Origin of the sequence: Ochrobactrum sp. XJ1, from assembly GCF_024701725.1 — a bacterium.
GTDB lineage: Bacteria > Pseudomonadota > Alphaproteobacteria > Rhizobiales > Rhizobiaceae > Brucella > Brucella anthropi.
Genome location: NZ_VDGD01000002.1, coordinates 391,860 through 416,617, shown reverse-complemented (window position 1 = coordinate 416,617; position 24,758 = coordinate 391,860). Strand labels below are relative to the sequence as shown.

Here is a 24,758-nt window from a genome sequence, read left to right as displayed (position 1 = left end):
TGGGAGACGGAGGAGAGAGGACCGGCAAAGCGAACGGCAGGCTGGTCGTTTCATTACGTGGTCCATCTTAAGCGTTTGTTTTTATTTTATATCCCTCACAATGAGGGCTTTTTCTCCTCCGATGGTTGGTTTAGGAATTCCGGCATTCCATGGCTGCATTTCGAGATTGCATTCCATGGCACGGAATCTGGGAGAGGCTATGGTCAGGCATAAAGTTGAAGGCGAACCAGACAACGGGTCTGCCGATACGCTTTCCAGCACCCTTTCCGGCACTCCGGGTCCTGCCATGCTGCAATTCGCCGGGCCGGGCGCGAGCGTCAATCGCGGTTCAAACCAGATCGGCGTGCGCGCCTATAATGAGCGGCTGGTTCTGGCGCTCGTGCGCCGGCATGGCGCTTTGGCCCGCGCCGAAATTGCGCGCCTGACCGGACTTTCGGCACAAACGGTTTCCGTCATCATTCGTGCGCTGGAAAAAGACGGCCTCATTACGCAGGGCGAACGGGTGCGCGGTCGTGTCGGCCAACCTTCCATGCCGATGCGCCTTGCCGCCGATGGGGTTTTCTCCTTCGGTCTCAAGATCGGGCGGCGCAGCGCGGAAATCATCCTGATGGATTTTCTGGGAGCGATCCGCGAACGGCGGCACATTACCTATCGCTGGCCTGTACCGGGTGAAATCCGTCGCTTCGCCGTCGAGAGCGTCGCCGCTTTCACGGCAGCCCTCGAACCGGCCAAGCGCGACCGCATTGCAGGGCTCGGCATCGCATTACCCTTCGAATTGTGGAACTGGGTCGAGGAAGTGGGTGCACCTGCCGAAGATCTGGATGCATGGCTCGGCGCCGATCTCGTCGGCGATTTCGCCAAGGCGTTTTCGTTTCCGGTCTTCGTGCAGAATGACGGAACGGCAGCTTGTGGTGCGGAACTGACCTTTGGTCGCGGGCCTGAATTCACCGACTTCGTCTATTTCTTCATCGGCTCGTTCATCGGCGGCGGTGTGGTGCTGAACAACACACTCTATCCGGGCCGCACGGGCAATGCGGGCGCGCTCGGCTCCATGCCGATGCGGATGCGCGGCACGTGGGAGCGCGGCGAAACCTTGCAGCTCATCGATACGGCTTCGCTGTTCGTCCTCGAACGCATGTTGCAGGAGCGGCACCTGCCCTCCGACGATCTGTGGCTTTCACCGGAAAACTGGCGCAACTTTGGCACGCCGCTCGACGAATGGGTAGCGCTTGCCGCACGCGGGCTGGCCCATGCAACGGTAGCTGCCGCCTCCGTGATCGACTTTCCCGCCGCCGTCATCGATGGCTGGTTGCCGGGTAATGTGCGTCACCGCATCGTGGAAGCGACCCGCGTGGAGCTTTCATGCCTCGACTTGCAGGGCCTGCGCGCGCCGAAGATCATCGAGGGCAAGGTTGGTGTGCATGCCAAGGCGATGGGCGCGGCAAGCCTGCCGCTTTCCAACCGCTATCTGTTCGACCAGAGCGTCCTGTTCAAGGATGCAGGTTAGTTCCCTTGATCGCCTTGTCGATATCTTTCTTTGGGCCGTAAAGCGCAAGGCCGACCAGATCGGGTGCGTCGGCATTTTCCGCCTTGAATACAGCGCGGTTGGCGACGTCATGCCCGGTCTCGAACATGGCGCGCACATAGGGCGCACGGATAAGATCGCGCTGGATCGATTGCTGCCATGCCCGTTGCAGGACGTCCGGTGTTGCCGAGAAGATCAGCATCGGCTGGCCGAGCAGACGCGTATGCTTGCGGCCTGCCGCATCCTCATAAGGATCGCCCATGGCGTGCGGCACAGCGCCGGATATGCCGGTCGCGATAAAGGCAGTCACGTTCAGCTTCTGCCAGACAGGCAGATCATGCAGGACAAGAATGGCTACTTTTGTATCGAAAATCATGAGCTTTTCCTCTTTTCGAGGACAGGCCTAACGGCTTTTCGCTGCAATTTCTGGAACGTTTGTGCGTCCCTTGCGATAAGCGGCAGGCGTCATGCCATAGGCGCGGCGGAACCAGCGCCCCATATGGCTCTGGTCGGCAAATCCGCTGAGCGCGGATGCTTCTGCTGGCGCCACTTTTTCGCGCAACAGGCGCCGTGCTTCAGCAAGGCGCAACTGCACCAGACAGGCATGTGGCGAGGTGCCGTATTCACGCCGGAACCCGCGTGAAAGCTGGAAACGGTCGGCGGCCCCGACCGCTTCCGCCAGTTCATCGAGGCCGAACTCCTCGTCGAAGCGCGCCCGCAGATAGTCCATCGCGCGTGCTGCGACCGGATGCGGAGCCGACCCTTTTTCTGTCACGTCCTGCCCAAGATGCCGGGCCAGATGTCGGGCAAGATGGTTCGTCACCTGATCGCGGCAGTCTTCAATCATCAGGCGCGGCGCTTCGAGGAAGATTGCCTCGCAGGCGCGGGCGACCGCATGAAACAACTGTCCGTCATCGGCCAGCGTCTCGCGAAAACCGATATGCGCATCATTGCCACCCATCGCGCTTCTGACCAGCGATTGCGGCATATAAAGCATGTTATAGGCAAAACCGTCCGCCGCGACCGCCTGCCCGTCGTGGCGTTCGCCCGGCTCGATGAGAATCACTCGCCCTGGCGTGCTCTGCCGCCGTTTTCCGCGACAGAAAAAGTCCTGTACGCCCTCATGGGTCACCCCGACGAGCCATTCGTCATGGAAATGCATGTCATAGGCATGGCTGTGGAAACGCGCGGCAACGGCTTCGAGGCCGGTGGCATCGTCGCGTTTCAGGCGCATGATGTCGCGGGCGTCATGGCCATGGTGGTTCGTGTCGGTCATCGGATAAATTTGTAGCACATCGCTGCACAAACACACGCTTTGTTATTTTCAATCAATAAGTTTGATCTATGTTGTCTTGCAATGACCGCAAATGCCAACACATTGACTGCTTAATTCATTGAATCGAACGGGAAAGATATGACCGTCAAGACGATCGCGACCAAACCTTTTCAGGACCAGCAACCGGGCACTTCAGGCCTGCGCAAGAAGGTTCCTGTATTCCAGCAGCCCAATTATGCCGAAAACTTCATCCAGTCGGTTTTCGATGTGCTGGAGGGGTTTGAAGGCAAGACGCTTGTGGTGGGCGGCGACGGACGCTTCTATAATCGCGAAGTGATCCAGAAGCTCATCAAGATGGCCGCCGCCAATGGCTTCGGGCGCATCATGGTAGGTCAGGGCGGTATTCTTTCGACGCCTGCCGCCTCCAACATGATCCGCAAATACAAGGCTTTCGGCGGCATGATACTTTCGGCAAGCCACAATCCCGGCGGCCCGAATGAAGATTTCGGCATCAAATACAATATCGGCAACGGCGGACCGGCACCGGAAAAGATCACCGAGGCGATCTTCGCCCGCTCGAAAGTGATCGACCAGTACAAGATTGCCAATGTGGCCGATATTGATATCGACACGATCGGCACGAGCCGGATCGGCGACACCGAAGTCGTCATCTTCGATCCTGTCGCCGATTATGCCGAGCTGATGGAAAGCCTGTTCAATTTCGACGCAATCCGCGCCATGATCAAGGGCGGTTTCGGTCTCAAATTCGATGCCATGCATGCGGTGACCGGGCCTTACGCCAAGGAAATCTTCGAGCACCGTCTCGGCGCGCCGGAAGGCAGCGTGATGAACTTCGTGCCCCTGCCGGATTTCGGCGGCCACCATCCGGATCCGAATCTCGTCTACGCAAAAGATCTCTATGATCTGCTCATGTCCGACCATGCGCCGGATTTCGGCGCCGCCTCCGATGGCGACGGTGATCGCAATCTCATCATCGGGCGCGGCATCTTCGTCACGCCATCCGATTCGCTTGCCATGCTGGCCGCCAATGCGCATCTGGCGCCGGGCTACAAGGACGGCATCAAGGGCATTGCCCGTTCCATGCCCACAAGTGCTGCCGCCGACCGCGTGGCTGACAAGCTCGGCATCGGCATGTTTGAAACGCCGACGGGCTGGAAGTTCTTCGGCAATCTGCTCGACAATGGCAAGGTCACGATTTGCGGCGAAGAAAGCTCCGGCACCGGGTCCGACCATGTGCGCGAGAAGGATGGCCTGTGGGCCGTACTGCTCTGGCTCAATATTCTGGCGGTGCGCAAGGAAAGCGTGAAAGACATCGTCGAGGAACATTGGGCGCGCTTCGGGCGCAATTATTACACCCGCCACGACTATGAAGCTGTCGATTCCGATATCGCCAAACAACTGGTGGCCGATCTTCGCGGCAAGCTTGCAAGCCTGCCCGGCACGACTGTCAATGGCCTCACAATCGAGAAGGCCGACGACTTCGCCTATCACGATCCGGTCGACGGCTCGATCAGCGAACATCAGGGCATCCGCATCTATTTCCCGAATGGCGGTCGTGTGGTGCTGCGCCTGTCCGGCACCGGCACATCAGGTGCTACCATCCGCATCTATGTCGAGCGCTATGAAGCGGATACCGCCAAGCACAATCTCGACACGCAGGAAACGCTGGCCCCATTCATCGACGCGGCAGAACAGATCGCCGAGGTGAAAAAGCGCAGCGGGCGGACAGAGCCGAGCGTTATCACCTGACAAAAGAAAAAGGGCCATTTCCGGCCCTTTTTTCATTCGAAGACAATCGCCGGCGCGGGCTTTCCAGCCCCCTTGCCGCCTTTCATGTTGTCCCAGACCTTGCGGGCGATCTCGCGATAGATTTTCGCGTGTTCGCTGTCCGGTTCATGGACGGTGATCGGCGTGCCCGCATCCGAATAGGCGCGCACATCCATATGCAGCGGCACTTCGCCCAGGAACGGCACCTCGAGACGCTCCGCTTCCCTGCGCGCGCCGCCATTGCCGAAAATATCGTAGCGCGCCCCAGTATCGGGCGCGATGAAGTAGCTCATGTTCTCGACGATGCCCAGAAGCGGGACATCCACCTTGCGGAACATGTTCAAGCCCTTGCGCGCGTCGATCAGCGCCAGGTCCTGTGGTGTCGAAACGACCACGGCACCCGCCAGCGGCACCTGCTGCGCCATGGTGAGCTGTGCGTCACCGGTGCCCGGCGGCATGTCGACCACCAGGACGTCCAGTTCGCCCCAGGCCACTTCGCGCAGCATCTGCGTCAGCGCCGACATGACCATCGGCCCGCGCCAGATCATTGGCGTTTCCTCATCGACCATGAAGCCCATCGACATGACCTTGATGCCGTAATTTTCCATCGGCTTCAGGATGCGGCCTTCAACCGTTTCCGGACGACCGGAAAGGCCGAGCAGGCGCGGCATGGATGGTCCGTAAATATCGGCATCGAGAATGCCGACCTTCAGCCCGTTGGCGGCAAGACCGAGCGCAAGATTGACCGCGGTGGTGGACTTGCCGACGCCACCCTTGCCCGATGCAACAGCGATGATCGCGCCAACACCTGGAATGCCGGGCTTCGTCGCTGCGCGCTGCGGCTGTGGCGGGTGGCGATGCTGCGCCGGTGCGGCTGCAGGTCTGGCTTGCGGCTTTGGTGGTGGGGGCGCATCGTCGCTGGTACGTCCGCCTTTCTTTTCGGCAGTGAGCGTGACCAGCGCGCCAGTGACGCCCGGAATTTCCTTCACGGCCTTTTCAGCGGCAAGCCGCATCGGCTCCAGCGCATCGGCGCGCGCTGCCGGAACCGTGATGGAGAAGAAAACCTTGCCGTCGGCAATAAAGATATCCGACACCAGTCCGAGCGACACAACATCGCTTTCGAAATCCGGTCCCGTCACGGTCTTCAGCCGTTCCTGAACCTGTTCGCGTGTTACGCTTGTCATTTCGATTCCTTTAATGAAGGCAGCAAGGGAATACCGGAGTAAGGAAGTATGTCCGATGTAAGAACATATTGCCCTACTCCCCTATTCCCTTTTCATCAAAAGGCCAATGCCCGTTTCAGGCCTCTGTCAGGCTGCCTCCTCGCAGACGGCAGCCTCGGGACGATGACCCATGAGATAGAGCGCGCAGGTGGTGCGCAGCATGGAGGCAAAATTCGGGATCGCGCCATTGGCCTCCAGCGCTTCGTCGTAAAGCGTCGATATGAAGCGGGGCGTGGTCAGGTTCTGGCTGGCCGCGATCTCATCCAGCAGGCGCCAGAAGGTGGCCTCCAGCTGAATGCTGGTGGAATGGCCGCCTATGCGCACGGAGCGATTGATCTGCCGGTAGCCTTCCGGGTCCTGCTCGGCGAAAACCTTGCACATGGGTTCCTCCCTTCATTAAGAGCACGAACTTGGCTGTGGTAGCCGATTGCCACCACGCCGTCGCTTTTTCTTTCATAATCGACAACCAGCAAGACAATCGCAAGCCGCTTTTGAGGAAGCGGCAAAAGAAACAGGAGTAGCTTGTGGCTAAAGCCATTCATTCGATGATCCGTGTTCTCGACGAGGAAAAATCCGTTTCCTTCTATATCCGAGCTTTTGGCCTCGATATTGCCGAGCGCATTGATTTCGAAACCTTCACGCTGATCTATCTGCGCAATGCCGAAGCCGATTTCGAAGTCGAGCTGACGGTCAACAAGGGCCGTACCGAGCCTTACAATCTGGGCGACGGCTATGGTCATCTCGCCGTGGCGGTCGATGACGTCGATGCCGAACATGCCCGTTTCACGGAACTTGGCTTCAAGGTCGGCAAGCTTGTCGATTTCAAGAATAACGGCGTGCAGCTTGCCCGCTTCTTCTTCGCGGAAGATCCGGACGGCTACAAGATCGAAGTTCTGCAACGGGGTGGCCGCTACCAGTGAGCCGCTCCCTATCGTCTTTTCTGGCCGGGAGGAGCGGCCATGGAAGACGGGAAAGCCAGCATTCCCGGTGGTGAGAATCTCCGGGAACGCATAGCCAGCCCGCCCATTCCGGACGGGCAAGTAAAGGAGGAGAACCGGATGACTACCGTTTTTGACGGTCTTTCCACCCGAGAGAAAAAGACACTGTCCCGCCGCGATATTCTCAAGCGCGGCGCAGGCCTCAGCCTCGGCGCCATGCTCGTTGTCAGCGGCAATGCCGTTATCTGCCCGCAATTCGCATGGGCGCTTGAAACCACCACGCTCAAGCCCGAAACCATGGCGACCCTGATCCAGCTTGCGCGCGACATCTATCCGCATGACAAGCTTCCCGACCGTTTCTATGCCATTGCCGTCAAACCTTATGACGCGGATTCCGCCAAGGACGAGACGCTCAAAAAGCTGATCGAGGACGGTGTTGCAGATTTGAACAAGCGGGCTGGAGCCGGAGGCTATCTGGGGCTTGGCTGGGAGGAAGAGCGCGTCGCGATCCTGCGCGAGATCGAGAAAAGCCCCTTCTTCCAGAAGGTGCGCAGCGGGCTTGTGACCGGCCTTTATAACCAGAAGGATATCTGGCCGCTCTTCGGCTACGAGGGCGAAGCCTATTCCAAGGGCGGTTACATCCAGCGCGGCTTCGACGATATCGAATGGCTCTAGGCGCCCCCGGCGCAGGACATACCAATTTCAAAGCGGCACCACCGTCCTGCAAGCGCCTTGCGTTTTGCGGAAACGGGAAAGCATTGGGAGGAAACAATGGCTGCTCCATACAATCTCAAGGACGACAAGGTCGTCGTTATCATCGGCTCGGGCGCTGGCGGCGGCACGCTCGGCAACGAACTGGCCCAGAAAGGCATCGACGTCGTCATTCTCGAAGCCGGAAAACGCCACGAGTTCGAAGATTTTATCAATGATGAATGGGATAGTTTTGCCCAACTCGCCTGGCTCGACAAGCGCACGACATCCGGCAGCTGGCGCGTGGCGCACGATTTCCCGAACCTGCCCGCATGGATCGTGAAGGCTGTCGGCGGCACCACCACCCACTGGGCTGGTGCATCCTTGCGTTTTCAGGATTACGAGTTCGAGACCCTGACCCATTACGGCAAGATCGAAGGGGCAAATCTGCTCGACTGGCCGATCACGCTGGCCGATCTGGAGCCTTACTACGCCAAGGCCGAGGACAAGATGGGGGTCACCCGCACCAACGGCATTGAGGGGCTGCCCGGCAACAATAATTTCAAGGTTATGAAAGCCGGCGCCGACAAGCTCGGCTACAAGGAATGCCATACGGGTCGCATGGCTATCAATTCCGCGCCGCGCGACGACCGCATGGCCTGCCAGCAGACCGGCTTCTGCTTTCAGGGCTGCAAATGGGGCGCGAAATGGTCGACGCTCTATACGGAAATTCCCAAGGGCGAGGAAACCGGCAGGCTGGAAGTTCGCCCGGAATGCACGGCGCTCAAGATCGAGCACAATGCGGCTGGCAAGGTGACGGGCGTGCTCTATGCCGACAAGGAGGGCAAGCAGCACTTGCAGAAGGCGCGCGTCGTCTGCGTGGCAGGCAATTCGATTGAAAGCCCGCGCCTTCTGCTCAATTCGGCTTCGTCGAAATTCCCGGACGGCCTCGCCAATTCGTCAGGACAGGTCGGGCGCAACTATATGCGCCACACCACCGGTTCGGTCTATGCCTCGTTTGAAAAGCCGGTTCATATGTATCGCGGCACCACCATGGCAGGCATCATCCGCGATGAGGCTGCGCATAATCCGAAACGAGGCTTCGTCGGCGGCTATGAGATGGAAACCGTTTCGCTTGGCCTGCCCTTCATGGCTGCCTTCCTCAATCCGGGCGGTTGGGGGCGCAGCTTCACCTCGGCACTCGACGATTATGTCAACATGGCCGGTCTCTGGATCGTCGGCGAAGACATGCCGCAGGAGAAAAACCGCATCACGCTGAGCAAGGACGTGAAGGACGAACACGGCTTGCCGGTTCCCGACGTCTATTACGACGATCACCCGAACGATATCGCCATGCGCGATCATGCCTATGCGCAGGGCAAGGCGCTTTATGAGGCCGTTGGTGCCGTCCGCACCTTCCCGACCCCACCCTATCCGTCGACGCATAATCTGGGCACCAACCGGATGAGCGAAAAGCCGCAGGATGGCGTCGTGAACAAGCACGGACAGACGCATGACATCAAGAATCTGTTCGTTTCCGATGGCAGCCAGTTCACAACCGGCGGCGCGGAAAACCCGACCCTGACCATCGTGGCTCTCGCTATCCGTCAGGCTGATTACATCGCGGAACAGATGAAGAAGCGGGCGATCTGACCTCCATATCTATTCTCCCGACCGATGGAAAACAGAAACGGCGCGACCAATTCGCGCCGTTTCTGTTTGATGCTTGGCAAAGACAGCTCCTTTAGGCTAGGTAAATTCGGCTTGAATGGAGAAGCTTTGAGTTGAAGACAAGCATCGGCCAAAATCGGATATCCTTGGCTATACGCGTCCTTAGCGTATTCGCCCTGATGTTCGTCGCCTTTGCGCACAAGCCCATCGACCTCAATGCGCCCGACAGCTACCTGCTTGCCCAATACCAGTTGCCTGACGGAACCTACCCGGTGCTCTGCATCGGCGATCATGGTTCCGATCCCAACCATCAGGGTCACGACAAGCATCTGAGCAACAATAGTTGCGAAGCCTGCCGGATTTCATCGGCCTTCCTGTGCCCTGCGCCTGCGGGTTCAACCGGTGCTGCCCCGCATATCGCCATGGCGGATGGCATCGTGCCGCCGCAACCGATCCTGCAGCACAACACCTATCCGCCATCGGCACCGCCGCAAGCGCCGCCTCTCGCCTGAATAATATCGTTTGAGCGAATGCGCTCCCCGGATCGCATTCGGAAATGAAACGCGCCCGAACCCTGTTCCCCCGAACTTGGTACCGGTGTGCCTTCCAATGATTATTCAGGTTTGACACAATGAAGAACTATCGTCTTTTCGCCTCCGCCATCTCGATTGCCGCACTGTGCGCCTCTGCTGGCCTGGCCCAAGCCCACTCCTCCCTCGACCAGAGCGAAGCCAAGGCAGGCGGCTTCTACAAGGCAACCTTCCGCGTACCGCATGGCTGCGATGGCAAGGCCACGACCGAAGTAAAGGTCGAGTTGCCTGAAGGCTTCATTTCAGCCCAACCGCAGGTCAAGGCGGGATGGAAGATCGAGACCGTCAAGGGTGACTATGCCCAGAGCTACAAGGTGCACGGCAAGGATGTGACTTCCGGCGTCCGCGAAGTCCGCTTCACCGATGGCAACCTGCCCGGTGATTTCTACGACGAGTTCACCGTTGTCGGCCAGCTCACCAAGTTCGACAAGGATACCACCCTCTCCTTTCCCGTGACGCAGGTCTGCGGAAACGACGCGTCGGTTGCGTGGACGGAAGTGCCCAAGGATGGCCAGAACCCGCACGATCTGGCGCATCCGGCACCGCAGCTGCTCGTGAAGGCCGCGGGCGCTGACGATGGGCACGGCGGCCATGGTGGGCACGACAAGATGGGCCAGATGGATGGGGCCTCCATGCAGGCAGCAATGCCGACGAAGCTTGGCGAACTGGAAATCACGGCACCTTCGGTGCGCGCCATGGTTCCCGGTGCCAAGGTTGCAGGCGGGTTCCTGACCATCGCCAATGACGGCAAGGATGCCGACAAGCTGGTTTCCGTCACCACCGGCGGTGTCAAGCGCGTCGAAATCCATGAGATGTCGATGCAGAACGACGTGATGAAGATGCGCCAGCTTGAAGGCGGTCTGGATATTCCGGCAGGCGAGAAGGTCGAGCTGAAGTCCGGTGGTTATCACCTCATGTTCATCCAACCGGAAAAGCCATACAAGGAAGGCGAGACCGTTCCTGTCACGTTGGAATTCGAAAAGGCCGGCAAGGTCACAGTCGACTTCCCCGTCACCGCCCAAAGCGGTCAAAAGGGCGACCAGAAAGATGGAGAGCATTCGGGTCACTAGAGCGCGTTTCGATCTGACTGCATCAGATCAGCGCGTCTCGGCTTTTTGTTCCAAAGCGCATCCTGAGAACCGTTTCATACTTTGCAGGATGCGCTCCAACACTACAGTTGCAAATTCGTCAGACCGTGGCGAGAAGAGTGATTTTCGAGTATCAGAGCGGAGCGTGCTTCCAGGCATAGTCCCGAAAAGTTGCAGACTTTTCGGATAAGGCTATGCGCCAGAGAAAGCTACGTGAGCACCGGAACGGGGAAGATTGCTCTTTGCAACCCGGCATCACGAAGAATGCGACTGTGGTGTTAGCAAAGGGGCGAATGATCCGCGTCCTCTCTCCTTCGCGCATTATGCGCCCGTTTGCCGCAACCGCTGCTCCCCCACAGCGGTTGCGTTCCTTCTCGAATGCTTTAAACATGAGTATTAAAGTCTAGAATAATTCCAAACAATTGAAATCTAATAAGATTTTAAACTTGAGTAATTGACTCCAGATGGATTTTCTGGCTTTTATGCATGGTGCAAATTCACAACCTTTGATGTCTGGGCCTTGAACCCTTTCGATTGGAGGACCCTATGATTGGTCTCGGCGAATGCCGGTCCGCAAATGTCGACGGCCTGCTTTGGCAGCTCAGTCTCTTGCCGACCGGATATTGCAATGTGCGGGGGGAAACCGAACGTCCCTCTGTAAAAATGCAGGGTTCACGCCCCGCATGCATGTCTTCATTCCGTAGCTTCTACGGGAGGCGGACATGAATATGCGCATATCCCAACTGAACGGCGCCAACACTGCGGGCTATTTCGATCGCCTGCCGGAAAAGCTGGTGCTGGAAGGTTATCGCCGCTGGACTGCGGGTTTCGAGACAGGCTCGATCATCCCGTGGGAAATGACCTGGGGCCTCTATTCGGAAGTGCTTGGGCCTTCGGAAGCAAAACGCGCGGTGGGCGAGCTGTCGCATTTCATCCGCGTGCTGCGTCATTGCGCCAGCTGCCAGTTGCGTGCTTTCCCTTTCGACTCGCACCATGTCTGCCGCGAGGAATGCCTGACGCTGGGGCTGATTTCCGGCATCCAGAATCAGGACGCGCTGCTGCTTGATACCTGCCTTGAAGCCATTGCCTGTCATCGCCGCTGCGACGATGTGGCAGGGGCTGCCCGCAACTTTGCCGACACGCTGGCTGATTTCGGCCAGACTTTGTTGCCAATACCGATCCATGCCATCGACAGCGCTTTGAATTTTACGCCGCGCGCGACTTTTCACTGATTGGCCCCAGATCGATCCTTGGCCGGAAAAGTCCCAGCGTTTTGCGAATGAATGTGATTCCAGATTTCAAGTCGCCGTCACCCGGCGCAAGGAGATAGAAATGCAGGCCAGAACCGAACGACGCCTCGGCATTGCCGCCGCCCTCGTCCTGACCGCAGGAGCGTTTGTCATGCCGGGCGTATCCACCCAGATCGTGCAGAACGATGTGGTGCCGCAGAGCCAGATTCATATGGCTTCGGCAGAAAATCTGCGCGCCGAGCTGCGCTATTTCGTCAATCTCGGCGAAGCTATGCCGAAGTCAGCGCGCTACGAATAATCGTGCTGAGACTGAAATAGAAAAGGCCGCGCCAGATCTGGCGCGGCCTTTTTTGTGAGAAATCAATTGCTTAACCGACGATGATCGGGGCCTTCCCCTGTACGCGGTTATAGAGATCGATGATGTCCTGGTTCATCAGGCGGATACAGCCGGATGACATGGACTGGCCGATCGACCACCATTCCGGCGAGCCGTGGATGCGATAACCGGTGTCCTGCCCATTCTGGAAAATGTAGAGCGCGCGCGCACCCAGCGGATTTTGCGGGCCGGGTTCCTGACCGTTACGATATTTTGCCAGTTCCGGCTTGCGCTGGATCATTTCCGGTGGAGGCGTCCAGACCGGCCATTGTTTCTTGTACTGGACATTGGCAGTGCCCGACCACTCAAAGCCCGCCTTGCCGATCCCGATGCCGTAGCGCAGCGCTTCTCCGCCCGGCAGAACGTAATAGAGAAGATGGTCCTTGAGGCTGACAACAATCGTTCCTGGCGCCTGCCCTGTCGGGTCCGGCACGATCTGACGGCGGAATTGCTTCGGCACCTTCTCGTATGGAATTGCGGGCAGTGAATACGGCCCTTCCTGCACGGCGGCGTACATGACATCCGGCGTCGTGATATCGCGGTCGACGCTGATCTGCGGACGCATCGGCGTAATCCCGCCCGTCGACATCGGATCGACATTCATCTGGAAGGCCGACATATCCATCGTTTGGTTACAACCGGCAGCACCGGTGAGGAGGACGGCACCGGTGCCGAAAAGGAAGCGGCGGCGGCTCAGATCGTCAATGAACTTGGTCATGCAAATTACCCGGACAGAAGGGTTGAAACACAGCCGTCAAGCGACCGCCATACTCAACAGCAATTTGCGTTCTTATGGTTGAAGAACGGTTAAACAACTCGCGCAAACGTGTCTGAAAATTCCGTTTGAAAGCATAAATTGCAGTGAATGTGAAAATTCAATCAATTTAATTTTCATGGCAAATGCGGCGAACATATGTATGTCATGGCTATTTAATGGCGAAAATGTGGCTTTGTCTCAAAACCGCTATTCTGAATTGTAGCCGGATAGCAAAAGGCCGGGTCATGAAACCCGGCCTTGATTGCCTTCAATAATTTGCGGCGATCAATAATCTTTTTCGTAGAAGATACCGCCGCTGGAATCGCCTTCCGCTCCCAGTGAACCCTTGGCTTTCAGGTTACGGGTGATGTCGAGATTGACGGTGCCCTTGGTTGAGCCGCCTGAACCCGCTTCCACGCCCAGATAGATATTGTCGCGGATATAGCGACCGGCACGAACTGCTGTCTGGCCCTTGTCATCCGTCACGACATCAAGATCGTCGAGACCTGTCCCGGCGCGCAGCTTGTTCATGAGCGAGTTGTTGGAGCCGCCCGCAAGTTCGGCGGCGGCAGCGGCAAGCTGTGCGATCTGGAAGGCCGACAACTCGCCGATGGAGCGCTTGAAGATCAGCTGCGCCAGCACTTCATCCTGCGGCAATTCCGGTGTCGACGAGAACTTGATGTCAAGATTATCGACCGTACCCGTCACCGTCACGATTGCGGTGATTTCATTGCCTTCCGAACGGGCGACGAAGTTGAGCTGCGGATTGAGGTCGCCCACCAGCGTGACATTGCCTTCATCGAAGGTAATGCGCTGCCCGAGAATGCCGATGCGGCCGCGGATCATGTCGAATGCGCCGACCGGCTTGATATCGGTCACAGGCCCGGTCAGGCGAAGACGTCCACCCAGCTCCGTATCGAGACCGCGACCGCGCACAAAAATCTGGTTGGGCGCATTGATGACAACGTCGAGGCGCGGCACGGTCGGACGCGCTGTCGGCGTCGGCACTTTGCTGCGACGCGTTTCGACCTTGGCGCGATCAAGCGTCACCTGAACGTTCTTCGGCGTATTCTTGTGGCGAACCGGAACATAGGCTGCGCCGCCGCCCAGATTTTCCGGCACCGAGATTTCAGCCCTGTCGACATCGATGCGGCCTGAAATCAAAGGATCTCGCTTCAGCGGCCCGCTGATCGTGATCCCGCCGTCGACCGTCGCCACGACCAGCTTGCCGTCGGCATAGCGGGCACGATTGAGCTTGATCTCGATATTGGCCGGGAAACTCGCTTCGGCATTGGTCGAGATCGTACCGCTGGCGGAAACCGATCCGCCGCTGCCAAGCGCGGCATTGACCTGACGCAGCGTGACGGTTTCGCCATCCAGGCTGCCCATGACATTGATATTGTTCAGGCGAACATTGGTGTCCGGATCGACAAAGGTTGCGCCATTGGTGGAGAACATGCCGCGCAACTGCGGACGGTTGAAGCCGCCCGAAACGCTGGCCGTCAGCGTCAGCGTACCGTTTACCTGCGCACCGCGATCGGCCAGGAAGCGGTTGGCGAGCGCCAGCGGAATGCTGCCATTGACATTGACTCCAAGCCCCTGCCCCGAGAACGGAACCTTGCCATTGGCGGTGACATTGAGGCCGCGCGGACCGTCGACGGTTAGCGACGAGAAGTCGATAGCCATGGCCGCATAGCTACCTGCAGCTTGCAGGGTGAGCGGCGCAAGTCCGTTATCGCGCAGAGGCTTGGCCGCAAGGCCTGTACCGCGCAGATTGAAGGTTGCCGCGGGATTGGTGAGGGGGCCCGTGACACGCGCCGTTCCGGTCACATTACCAGCCAAATCCTGTCCCTTGACCGCACCGTTCAGTGCCGTCAGCGGAAGATTGGCGAGATTGACGTCGATGGCCAGATCGCCCTTACTGAGCGGCACGCCGCCATTGGCGCGGACATCGATGCCGCCCCCTCCGGTTACATGCGCATCGACATTGAGACGATTATTGGCCGAGGTGCCCTTGGCGTCGGCATTGAGAGCCGCAATGCCCTGCTTCTTGAGCTCCGCTGCCGTCACACCTCGCGCCGCCATGTCGAAAGCGACATTGGGCGCTTCTTTCGTACCAGTGATGCGCGCCGTGCCGTTGACCGTGCCGCCAAGCCCCAGTTCCGGCTTGAACGTATTGGCCAGAGCCAGTGGCAGATTGGAAAGGGCGACCGAAAGATCGAGACGACCATCGACCACGCCATTCACCTTGACCTGCCCCGCGCTGGCATCTGCGCCCGTATTGATGATGATATCCCCGAAGGAGATTTCCTCGCCCTTCATGGAAATGGTGGCGGGCGCGGCCAAATTGGCGCTGAGTGTGCCCTGCTTCACATGGGCCGAAGCCAGTCCCAGTTCAAAACCGCCATTTTTCGGCTCAAGCGAACCGGCAGCGCTGGCGACTGTGCCGATTTTCAACTTGGTATTGGCAGTGAAATCGGTTTTCGACCCGGTCGCATTGGCCTTGGCATCGAAGCTGTCGATGCCGAAAGTGCCGACCATTATGTCGCGCGCCGCAGCATTGCCGTCCACCACCGGCACGCCGAACACGTCCTTTGCCGTCAGGGCAATATCAGCCGAGGTGATACGATTGCCATTTACCTTGATGTCCTTGGCATTGGCAGTGACTGATGCATTCTGGCGACCGTCATTGGCGTCGAGCGTGATATCCGCATTGGCCGCACCGGTCGCCTCTGCCAGCGCCAGGGCTGCTGCCGTGGAGATATCCGGCGCATCGAGCTTCAGCGCGCCGGTCAGGAGACCTTTCGCGGTCTGGGTGACATTGCCCGAAAGATGCGCACCGCCTGCATTGAAGACGAGGTCGGTCAGACGCTTTTCGTCATTTACGATGTCGATGAGCGTTCCAAGATCAACACGCTGGCCATTAAGGAATGCACTGCCAGCAAGCTTGCCGGAAAGGGCAGCACCTGTCTTTGCATTTCCGTCGAGCATGGCATTGAAATCGAGACCGCCTTCGGAAAGCTTGCGACCGGCCAGAGTGCCCTCCGGCGCATCGGCGCGCAGCGCCAGCGCGATCAGCTTGTCGTCGCCGCGCGCACTACCCTTGACGGTCATCCGCCCCGATGCCTGATCGGAAAGAAGCTTCAGATCGGACAGCATGACACCGAAATCAAAACTTGCCTTGTCGGATGCAAAGGAACCATTGGCGGTGATCTCGCTCAGCTCATTGCCGATACGGAAATCACGCGCCGAAAACCCTTCGCTGCTGCGGCCAAGCGCGCCGCTGAGATTGACGGCACCATCGAGAATGCGGTCGACTGCTTCCGTGCCGGTGCGCATGTTCTGTGCTGTGCCGTTAAGGTCGAGCTGGAATGCACCGCTGACCGGGCGAACAATGCCCTTGGCGTTGACATCGATGCTGCCTGCAAGGTCACGGTCAGCCAGAGCGCCGAACGGCGCAAGGCTTGCAATCTTGGCGGCGATATCGCCATTGAAGGCAAAGTCGTCGATATTACCCTTGAGATCGAGGCTGAGACCGTTACCGGCAATATTGGCTTGCGCCAGCTCGACCGGCGAGCCGGCGCGCCATGCGCCATCGATGGCGAGCGCAATCTTGCTGCCAAGCGCCTCGGCAATTTCCGCCCGTTCTGCCGAAATGCCATCCATCCCGCCATTGACCTTGAAGGTGATATGGCGATTGGCGGCATCGCTCAGGTTCTCGGCAACGCCGCCCATATCGAGCGCGATGCTGTCGGCGGAAATCGTTGCGTTCTTGAGACCGGCAATGGCAAGCGTTCCCGTCCAGTCATTGGTCGGGCGATCACCGTAAGCGACCTGGAACTTTGCATTGTCGATATAGGTTTCAGCGCCCTTGACCGGCAGGAGGACGCGGCCCTTGCTCTCATCGGCAATGGAGGCATCGATGCGCAGCTTGTTCAGAAAGCGGTCATTGCCGGTTTCGGCAGAAGCCTTCAGTTTCAAGGCAGCGCTGTTCAGCGCCAGATCATCAAGGCGGAAGCCGCCTGCATCCTTCAGGAAGCCATCCGCCGACAGTACGGTTTCGGCACCGAAGAAATCGCGGAATACAGGCGGCACAAGAACCGCGATCGGACCGTTGAAACGGGCAGAGAAAACACGTCCGCCATCGGGCGCCTGACCTTGCCGGTTGAGCGCGAATTCGCCTGTCAACGTGCGGCTACCGTTGGTGTCGAGCGCAAGATCGACCTTCAACTCGTCAAGCGGACCGGCGCCTTTCAAAGTAAGATCGACCGGAGGACGACCATCGATGTTCAACAGGTTGGCGACGATGCCGTTAGCCGGTTCCGAGACTTTAAGATCGAGATCGAACTTCTGGTCAGAATTGGCATAAGCCGCGCGAAGGGCAAAATTTCCGCCGGGACCGTCGAGACGCTTGATGTCGAAATTTGAATCGAGCGAACCATCGGCAAGCGACAGGCTGCCATTGGCAGAAACTTCCGATTCGAGACCGAAAATATCTTGCCCGAAATGCAGGCGCGCAATGGCGAGCTGGTCGAGACTGATTGAAATCGGCAGTTCCGGCAGGCTGAACGTGGACGATTCCGGCGACGGCAGGCTGTCGTCAGGCAACGGCTTGCGAATGATGTCGATACGCTCGGCAGCAAGCGACTGGATGCTGAGACGGCCAACAAGAAGTGCGGTACGACTCCAGTTCAGCTTGGCATTCTCGATGCGCAGCCAGACGCCTTCGCGGTCCGCAATGGTGATTGAGCCGACGGTTGCTTCCGAAGACAGAACGCCGCTGATGCCGGAAATGGAAATGCGGCGGTTCGGCGCGGAAAGCTGGCTTTCCACGAAGGACAGGAAATAGGATTTCTCTTCTTCTGCTGGTGCTTCTGCCTGTTCCTGTCCAGAGGCCTGATCTTGAGCCTGAGCGGGAACTTGAGCTTGAGCCTGCAACTGCTTCTGCTGTTCCGGCCAGCCGAAGATGACTGCCGTGACGGCGAAAGCGACGAAGGCGATGATTGCGAGAAATCTGGTCAAAACGCCTGTCCTATACCTACGTACAAGCCATAGCTCGGATCACCCGAGCGGCGGTTGAGCGGAACGGCGACATCAAGGCGGATCGGTCCGAGACCGGTCAGATAGCGCAGACCGCCACCGACGCCGACACGCATCTGTTCCGAGAAATCGGGGAACGATTTTTCGCCCACATAACCGGCATCGACGAATGCCACCGCGCCGATGGAATCGGTGATGCGGGTGCGTACTTCGCCATTGGCCTCGACAAGCGAGCGCCCGCCGATGATCTCGCCATTGCCCGCGCTGACGCCGATATTGCGATAGCCATAGCCGCGAACCGAGCCGCCGCCACCTGCCAGAAAGAGCTGGCTCGGCGGCAGGTCCTCGATGGACGCGCCGACGATCGAACCGAACTTGAGACGGCCTGCGAGGATCACGCGATCCTTTTCGCCAAAGCCGTAATAGGTGCGGCCTTCGGCGGTGAAACGGGTGGCGAAATTGCCGTACTGGAATTCGTAGAAGGGCTGGATATTGCCTTCCAGATAGAAGCCCGAACTCGGATCCGGCTTGTTGTTGCGGCTGTCATAAAGAAGATTGCCCTCAAGACCCGCCGTCGTGAAGCTGCGCGAGCCGAAGACGTCATCGTCGAAATGACCCTGGCTCGCCTTGGCATAGAGCGCGCCTGACAGCTCGTCGCTGAATATCTGCGTGAAGCCGGTCTTCGCATTGACCGATGTTTCGGTATAAGCATCCAGCACTTCGCGCTTGGCATCAAGTGATGCGACAAAATCCGTATCCGGTGTATAGACGCCCGGCTTCGTGAAGCTCGTACCCAGAAGATAGGTAAAGTTCTTCGGATCGAAGGAATTGTCCTGCGTGCCGCCGATAGCGCTGACCTTGGCGTCGAAACGCAGGCGCTCGCCGCGTCCGAACAGGTTGCGGTGCATCCAGTAGCCGGTCAGGCCGAAACCATCGATGGTCGAATATTCGGCACCGAAGCCGAAACGGCGCGGCTTGCGCTCCTGCACGTTGAGCGTCATCGGCAGGCTGCCGTCCGGCTCGATCTTTTCGGCTTCCTCGAAGCTCATGGCGCGGAACACTTCCATACGACCGAGACGCTTCTTGGCTTTCTCGATATCGTCGGGATCGTATTCCTGGCCTTCTTTCAGCCCGGTCATCCAGGCCACGAATTGCGGGTCCATGCGCGCGGTTCCGACGACGCTGACCGGACCATAATGCGCCTTCTGGCCGGGATCGAGCGAAACATCGGCAGAAACCCGGTTATCGGCATGGTCCGCGACGATATCCTCATCGGTAACCCGCGCCTTGGCATAGCCTTGCTGGCGCCACGCCTCAACGGCAAGGCGCTCCGCCTTGATGACCGTGCCCGAACGCGCCACCTGTCCCGGCGCGAAGCCCGCATCTTCGGGCGACTGCACGTGATCGCGCTTGTCGACCGGCGGTGGCGCAATATTGGAAATGGCCGTGCGCGAGAACAGAAATTGCGGGCCGGGGTCAACCGAAATCGCGACCTTCGCATCATTGGGGATTTCCGCGTCGGGCGGAATGTCGTTCGCCTCGCGGCCATCAACTTGAATAGAAATCGTACCGCCATAGCGGCCTTCGCCATAGAGTGCGGCCAGAATGCGGCGATAATCGCCGCGCGCCTTGGCCAGCAGTCCGGCGGAGCCCGAAGCTGGTCTCTCGGCATCCGAAACGAGACCGGAAGCGCCTTCAATGGTGGATTTCAGATCGGCTTCCGTGCCGTCCGCATTCTTGCGGTCGCCCGTGGTCGTGACCTCGACGGAGTAGGTCTTCGGGTCGATGATGTCAGGATCTTCCTTCTTGTCCTCGCCCCACAGACGAACACCAAAGATCTCGAACGCCAAAGCAGGCGACACGATGAAAGAGGAAAATTGAGCCGCCAGCAAAAGCACGGCGATGCCCCTTCCCTGTATCGTCCTGTTACTCCAAGTCATACGCGCTACTGTCCGGTTCCTGTCTATGCGGTCGCCTGGCGGCGTCCCGTTCATTACCCCCAAGCCCAGGACGATTCAGGGATTACCATAGGGAGAACGGAAGTCCAAGCAACAACGCTAGATATGGACCATTTCAGTCAATGGAGTATTAACGTTACCACACCATTGCAACTTCCCGCGCAGATTGAAGCGCTTTGTGAGCGCATTCCGCATTGATTGCAGGACGCGATCAGAAAATTGTAACAGCTCGCCGGCGGGGTGCTGCCGGCGAGCTGTCCATCAGGCCATTGGGAGGAGGGAGAACGACCTGATCAAAATAAGTTCTGGCATAAACACACCGGATGCCGTCAGCGGCCAGCGTGCATCGGGCGCATATTTCCGAAATGGAAACCGCCGCCGCCCATACCACCGCCGCCAAAGCCGCGGTTGAAACCACCAAAGCGGGTCGGAGACATCACCGGACCGGGACCCCAGTTGCCGCCGCCGTTCCAGCGCGGCCCATGGCCCCAGCGCGGATTCCAGCCGCCGCGATTGGACTGGCAATTGCGGCCAATGCAGCCATTGACGTAGTTCGGCCCGCCGCGCCAGCCTGGGCCCCAACCACCGCCCCAGCCGGGACCCCAATAGCCGCCGGTCGCCCAGCCGATACCAAGTCCGAGGCCGAAGCCGTCATCGTAACCGTCATTATTAACGATCACCGTGGTGCTGGACGGTGCGGCATAGGCGGGGCCGCTATAGGCGCCGAAACGCACATAACGCGCCGAGACCCAGCCGACACGGCTCCCGTTATAGATCTGGCACCAGCCATTGCGGCAGGAACCGGCATTGACCGTCGCAGCGGCGGGGAGCGCGGCAAGCCGTCCGTAATTGGAATCGGGGCCCGAACGGACATTGACCGAAGCCGAGACATAGGCTGTTGCAGCGGAAGCAATAGCGGGCGTGAACAGGGTTGCAGCAATAACAGCCGCACCAAGAATACGATTATTAGTAAGCATTCCCTTAAATAAAGACATCGCATCTTCTCCAGATTAGCGATCGAACAGAGACGCAATAAGTATCAAACATGAGCTAATCTATGTTGATATAGTACACTATGCAAACAACATGCGCAACAATGGTAAATTTAGGGCGTATATTATTATTTTCTACACTTCAATATTGATTGCAATCATCTTTATTTTACAAAATACAACGTCGCACTTACAGCAAGTTGATTAAAATTTTACAGGAAATGTTACTCTCACCTCTTTGACGGACAGTCAAAAAGAAAGGCGTCCCGGAGGGAACCGGGACGCCGCGCGGCTTTGGGGGGAGAGAGGGAGGATAAAGCCGCGATCACGGGCCGTCAGGCCAGTTGTTTTGCGAGGCTCACAGATGCATTCCCTGCAGCGTTGTGGTGCAGGGAATGTGTTTGACGAGCCTTTTATAGCAGGGCGCTAAGATGCTTGCGCTATCCGCGCCCTGAAAATGCTCTATCGCCGCACGGGCTTAACAAGTCTCGATGAGTCAACCTCAACGAGACCTGGTATTACGGCAGATTACGCACGTCTTCCGGCGACATGTACATCGGCATCATATTGGTATCGAGGTGATGCATGACCCAGATGGAGCCGGCAAGAACGATAGCCAGAATGATGACCGTGAAGATGAGTGCCAGAATATTCCAGCCGCCTTCCGACTTCGGATCGAGGTGCAGGAAGTAAACCAGATGCACCAAAATCTGGACGACGGCGATACCGAGCACAATGGCTGCGGTGGTTCCCGGCGTGAAGTAGCCGTTCATGGCCAGCATGAATGGAACGACGGTGAGAACAACTGCCAGCACGAAGCCGATCAGATAGGTCTTCAGGCTGCCGTGGCTCGCGCCGTGGTCATGTGTTTCGTGTGCAGAGCTCATCACAGTACACCCAACAGATAGACAAGGGTAAAGACGCCGATCCAGATAATATCCAGGAAGTGCCAGAAGAGGCTGAGGCACATCACGCGCGTCTGGTTCTTTTCCGTCAGACCGTCACGCAGAAGCTGGGCTGAAAGCACCAGAATCCAGATCAGGCCCGACGTGATGTGAAGACCGTGGGTTCCCACCAGCGCAAAGAAGGCCGAGAGGAACGCGCTGCGACCCGGACCTGCACCTTCATGGATCAGGTGATTGAACTCATAGACTTCCATCGCGAGGAAGGCAGCGCCCAGCAGGAAGGTCACACCCAGCCAGAACAGAAGGCCGGCACGGTTCTTCTTGAACATCGAAAGCGTGGCCAGACCATAGGTCAGCGACGACACCAGCAGGAGCATGGTTTCGATCAGAACAAAGTTCAGATCGAACAGTTCACGGCCGGTCGGACCGCCCGCAAACTGATGCGCCAGAACGGCATAGGTTGCAAACAGGCCCGAAAAGAGGACGCAGTCGCTCATCAGGTAGATCCAGAAGCCGACCAGCGTGGTCGACCCTGCATCGTGATGGTCCTCATGAGCGGGGTGCTCATTCCCGCCCGTGAACGGAGCGGTGGTTGAAATGCTTGCGCTCATCGGAATCAGGCCTCCTGAGCAGTCAGTTGCCGGGTACGGAGGTCTTCGACTTCCTGCACCTCTTCGGCCGAGACGTAAAAGTCTCTGTCATTATTGAAGGAGTGAGCGATGGCAACGGCCAGCACAGCGACGGCGGAGGCGATTGCCAGCCACCAGATGTGCCACACCAGGGCAAAGCCGAGCGGAATGTTCAGAATGCCGATGATGAAGCCGGTGCCGGTGTTCTTCGGCATGTGGATGCGCGCGAACTTTTCGGTGCGGCGCACATAGCCGTTCTGCTTCATGTCCCACCAGCCGTCATGATCGCGCACATGCGGAACTTCGGCGAAGTTGTAGAAGGCAGGCGGCGAAGCCAGCGACCATTCCAGCGTACGGCCCGTCCCCCAGCTGTCGCCATTGTTGTCGCGCAGCTTTTCGCGGTCGCGGATCGAAACTGCGATCTGCAGAACCTGGAACACGATACCGCAAAGGATGATCGCAACGCCGATGGCGGCAATGATGAGGTAGATGTGCCATGCCGGGTTTTCGGTGTGGTTCAGACGACGGGTCATGCCCATCAGGCCGAGCACGTAGAGCGGCATGAAGGCCAGGATGAAGCCGACGAGCCAGCACCAGAATGCGTTCTTGCCCAGACGCTCATTCAGCTTGAAGCCGAAAGCCTTCGGCCACCAGTAAACGAGACCGGCAAAGCAGCCGAACAGCACGCCCGAGATGATCACATTGTGGAAGTGGGCGATCAGGAACACCGAGTTGTGCAGCACGAAGTCTGCTGGCGGAACTGCGAGCAGAACGCCCGTCATGCCGCCGACAACGAAGGTGCACATGAAGCCAATGGTCCACATGACCGGCGTTTCCATGCGAACGCGGCCCTTATACATGGTGAAGAGCCAGTTGAAGACCTTCGCCCCTGTCGGGATCGAAATGATCATGGTTGCCACGCCGAAGAAGGCGTTGACGTTGGCACCGCCACCCATGGTGAAGAAGTGGTGGACCCAGACCAGGAACGACAGAACCGTGATGGCCACAGTGGCGTAAACCATCGACTTGTAGCCGAACAGGCGCTTGCCGGAGAAGGTTGCCACGATTTCCGAGAAGATGCCGAAGCACGGCAGAACCAGAATGTAGACTTCCGGGTGACCCCAGATCCAGATGAGGTTCACATACATCATCGGATTGCCACCGGCATCATTGGTGAAGAAGTGGAAATCCAGATAGCGGTCCAGCGAAAGCAGGGCGAGCGTGACGGTGAGGATCGGGAAGGCTGCGACGATCAGCACGTTCGAGCAGAGCGCGGTCCAGGTGAAGACCGGAACCTGCATCATGCCCATGCCGGGCGCGCGCATCTTGATGATGGTGGTGATCAGGTTCACGCCCGAAAGCAGCGTACCCATACCGGAAATCTGCAAGGCCCAGATATAATAATCCACCCCGACATCCGGGCTGAATTCCTTGCCGGAAAGCGGCGGATAGGCCAGCCAGCCAGTCTTGGCGAATTCGCCGACACCGAGCGAGATGTTGATGAGGATCGCACCGGCAACCGTCAGCCAGAAGCTGAGCGAGTTGAGGTACGGGAAAGCCACGTCGCGCGCGCCGATCTGAAGCGGCACGGCGAAGTTCATCAGGCCGACGATGAAGGGCATCGCCACGAAGAAGATCATGATCACGCCATGGGCGGTGAAGATCTGGTCGTAGTGGTGCGGCGGCAGGAAGCCTTCATTGGCGCCGGAGGCGATTGCCTGCTGGGCGCGCATCATGACCGCATCCGAGAAGCCGCGGAACAGCATCACGAGTGCCAGAATGATATACATCACGCCAATGCGCTTGTGGTCGACGGACGTCAGCCAGTCGTTCCAGAGCGGAGCCCATTTGCGGTAGTAGGTAATGGCTGCAAGAATAGCGAGCGCCCCGCCAGCCACCGCGGCCAAAGTGACCATGATGATTGGCTCGTGATAGGGTATCGCTTCGAGCGTAAGTTTTCCGAACATTTTTATCACGCTTCGATTTTAGCAATTCCGGGACGGCGCAAGACGGCCATCTTTCCGGAACCGCGTGAAACAAAGGATTGAATGCGGATGGCCGT

General features: G+C 58.4%; 20 protein-coding genes. 9 read left to right on the top strand and 11 right to left on the bottom strand.

Translation table 11 applies throughout. The features are described 5' to 3' along the window. Window positions 1–286 precede the first annotated feature (286 nt). Window positions 287–1,507 (top strand): ROK family transcriptional regulator, encoded by a 1,221-nt coding sequence (locus FG152_RS04785; RefSeq protein ID WP_036595928.1) that lies wholly within the window; start codon window positions 287–289, stop codon window positions 1,505–1,507. Here the strand turns inward: FG152_RS04785 and FG152_RS04780 are convergent. Both FG152_RS04780 and FG152_RS04775 read right to left on the bottom strand, forming a co-directional pair. After that, complete coding sequence (locus FG152_RS04780; RefSeq protein ID WP_029926057.1) at window positions 1,491–1,901, bottom strand: DUF2000 domain-containing protein; 411 nt, start codon at window positions 1,899–1,901, stop codon at window positions 1,491–1,493. The genes FG152_RS04785 and FG152_RS04780 overlap by 17 nt on opposite strands. Window positions 1,902–1,928: 27 nt before the next feature. Then, window positions 1,929–2,801 (bottom strand): AraC family transcriptional regulator, encoded by an 873-nt coding sequence (locus FG152_RS04775; RefSeq protein ID WP_375849033.1) that lies wholly within the window; start codon window positions 2,799–2,801, stop codon window positions 1,929–1,931. 138 nt (window positions 2,802–2,939) lie between these two features. Here FG152_RS04775 and FG152_RS04770 point away from each other — a divergent pair, with 138 nt between their 5' ends. After that, complete coding sequence (locus tag FG152_RS04770) at window positions 2,940–4,571, top strand: alpha-D-glucose phosphate-specific phosphoglucomutase (RefSeq protein WP_375849031.1); 1,632 nt, start codon at window positions 2,940–2,942, stop codon at window positions 4,569–4,571. A 32-nt stretch (window positions 4,572–4,603) separates the two neighbouring features. Here the strand turns inward: FG152_RS04770 and apbC are convergent, their stop codons facing one another. Together apbC and FG152_RS04760 are read right to left on the bottom strand one after the other, a co-directional pair. After that, a complete protein-coding gene (gene apbC / locus FG152_RS04765; RefSeq protein WP_151688849.1) occupies window positions 4,604–5,773 on the bottom strand; it encodes an iron-sulfur cluster carrier protein ApbC in 1,170 nt (389 codons plus the stop codon). 126 nt (window positions 5,774–5,899) lie between these two features. Further along, a complete protein-coding gene (locus tag FG152_RS04760) occupies window positions 5,900–6,193 on the bottom strand; it encodes a ribbon-helix-helix domain-containing protein (protein WP_006471202.1) in 294 nt (97 codons plus the stop codon). 143 nt (window positions 6,194–6,336) lie between these two features. Between FG152_RS04760 and FG152_RS04755 the strand changes: the two genes are divergently transcribed. The 7 genes from FG152_RS04755 to FG152_RS04725 all read left to right on the top strand — a co-directional run bounded on the left by FG152_RS04755 (window position 6,337) and on the right by FG152_RS04725 (window position 12,337). Next, window positions 6,337–6,732, top strand: coding sequence for a VOC family protein (locus FG152_RS04755; protein WP_259030220.1), 396 nt, complete (start codon window positions 6,337–6,339; stop codon window positions 6,730–6,732). Between the two features lie 138 nt (window positions 6,733–6,870). Next, a complete protein-coding gene (locus FG152_RS04750; RefSeq protein ID WP_029375836.1) occupies window positions 6,871–7,425 on the top strand; it encodes a hypothetical protein in 555 nt (184 codons plus the stop codon). 96 nt (window positions 7,426–7,521) lie between these two features. After that, window positions 7,522–9,093 carry a GMC family oxidoreductase gene (locus tag FG152_RS04745; RefSeq protein ID WP_375849029.1) on the top strand — a complete coding sequence of 524 codons (1,572 nt, stop codon included), beginning with the start codon at window positions 7,522–7,524 and terminating at the stop codon, window positions 9,091–9,093. A 131-nt stretch (window positions 9,094–9,224) separates the two neighbouring features. Then, entirely contained in the window at window positions 9,225–9,623 is a 399-nt protein-coding gene (locus tag FG152_RS04740; protein ID WP_498985382.1) for a hypothetical protein, read from the top strand. A gap of 119 nt (window positions 9,624–9,742) precedes the next feature. Next, window positions 9,743–10,771 carry a DUF1775 domain-containing protein gene (locus tag FG152_RS04735; protein WP_375849028.1) on the top strand — a complete coding sequence of 343 codons (1,029 nt, stop codon included), beginning with the start codon at window positions 9,743–9,745 and terminating at the stop codon, window positions 10,769–10,771. A 740-nt stretch (window positions 10,772–11,511) separates the two neighbouring features. Continuing rightward, window positions 11,512–12,021 (top strand): hypothetical protein, encoded by a 510-nt coding sequence (locus tag FG152_RS04730; protein ID WP_011982289.1) that lies wholly within the window; start codon window positions 11,512–11,514, stop codon window positions 12,019–12,021. 100 nt (window positions 12,022–12,121) lie between these two features. Next, entirely contained in the window at window positions 12,122–12,337 is a 216-nt protein-coding gene (locus FG152_RS04725) for a hypothetical protein (protein ID WP_498985380.1), read from the top strand. 70 nt (window positions 12,338–12,407) lie between these two features. Here FG152_RS04725 and FG152_RS04720 read toward each other — a convergent pair whose 3' ends face one another. From FG152_RS04720 to cyoB, 7 genes are all read right to left on the bottom strand, one after another. After that, window positions 12,408–13,133, bottom strand: a complete 726-nt coding sequence (locus tag FG152_RS04720; protein WP_010657860.1) for a L,D-transpeptidase — start codon at window positions 13,131–13,133, stop codon at window positions 12,408–12,410. 324 nt (window positions 13,134–13,457) lie between these two features. Beyond that, entirely contained in the window at window positions 13,458–18,194 is a 4,737-nt protein-coding gene (locus FG152_RS04715; RefSeq protein WP_498985378.1) for a translocation/assembly module TamB domain-containing protein, read from the bottom strand. After that, window positions 18,191–20,152, bottom strand: a complete 1,962-nt coding sequence (locus FG152_RS04710) for an autotransporter assembly complex protein TamA (RefSeq protein WP_498985376.1) — start codon at window positions 20,150–20,152, stop codon at window positions 18,191–18,193. The genes FG152_RS04715 and FG152_RS04710 overlap by 4 nt, the downstream gene beginning before the upstream one ends. A gap of 347 nt (window positions 20,153–20,499) precedes the next feature. After that, on the bottom strand, window positions 20,500–21,165 hold the full coding sequence (locus FG152_RS04705; protein WP_498985374.1) for an SH3 domain-containing protein: 666 nt from the start codon (window positions 21,163–21,165) through the stop codon (window positions 20,500–20,502). Window positions 21,166–21,680: 515 nt separating this feature from the next. Further along, complete coding sequence (locus tag FG152_RS04700; protein WP_010657856.1) at window positions 21,681–22,049, bottom strand: cytochrome o ubiquinol oxidase subunit IV; 369 nt, start codon at window positions 22,047–22,049, stop codon at window positions 21,681–21,683. Next, complete coding sequence (gene cyoC, locus FG152_RS04695; RefSeq protein WP_010657855.1) at window positions 22,049–22,678, bottom strand: cytochrome o ubiquinol oxidase subunit III; 630 nt, start codon at window positions 22,676–22,678, stop codon at window positions 22,049–22,051. The genes FG152_RS04700 and cyoC overlap by 1 nt, the downstream gene beginning before the upstream one ends. Before the next feature lie 5 nt (window positions 22,679–22,683). After that, a complete protein-coding gene (gene cyoB / locus FG152_RS04690; RefSeq protein ID WP_010657854.1) occupies window positions 22,684–24,663 on the bottom strand; it encodes a cytochrome o ubiquinol oxidase subunit I in 1,980 nt (659 codons plus the stop codon). Window positions 24,664–24,758: the final 95 nt, after the last annotated feature.